Source organism: Anoxybacillus sp. P3H1B, from assembly GCF_001560855.1.
In the GTDB taxonomy this organism is placed as follows: domain Bacteria; phylum Bacillota; class Bacilli; order Bacillales; family Anoxybacillaceae; genus Anoxybacteroides; species Anoxybacteroides rupiense.
The window spans coordinates 1-589 of sequence record NZ_LPUG01000014.1 but is presented as its reverse complement, the minus strand read 5'-3'; the positions used below and the strand labels follow the sequence as shown (position 1 = coordinate 589).

Annotated in this window: 1 protein-coding gene; it reads left to right on the top strand. The window is 50.9% G+C overall.

The genetic code is table 11. The annotated features are described in order from the left end of the window. Nucleotides 1-589 (top strand): RHS repeat-associated core domain-containing protein (locus tag AT864_RS09200; protein WP_304440077.1); only part of this gene is annotated, 589 nt, incomplete at both ends.

Sequence of the window (589 nt, the reverse complement as noted above, 5' to 3'; positions counted from 1 at the left end):
GAAAAGGCGAAAGCGCGCCGTTTGTGACGTACCAATATGATGAAGATGGCCGCCGCATTCAAAAGACCGTCAATGGCGTGGTGACGAACTACCATTACCAAGGCGACAGCCTCAACGTCTTGTATGAAACCGACGCAAACGGAAATGTGGTACAATCGTATGTATACGGAGAAAACGGCCAGCTGTTGGCGATGAAAAAGGGCAATGTCACCTACTTCTACCACTACAACGCCCATGGCGATGTCATCGCGTTAACGGATGCGCAAGGAAATGTGGTGGCCCGTTACGAGTACGACACATGGGGCCAAATTCGTTCTCAAACGGGTGCCCTAGCAACCGAAAACCCGTATCGCTATGCGGGATACCAATATGATGAAGAGACGGGACTCTACTACTTGATCGCCCGGTACTACTACCCGACCCATGGCGTGTTCTTGTCCATGGACCCTGATCCAGGAGATTCGGACGATATTCTAACCCAAAACGGCTACACATATGCGAACAACAACCCGGTGATGTTGGTCGATCCGGATGGGCATTTTGTGTGGATGGCGATTAATGCGGGATTTGCGGCGTATGATGGGTATAA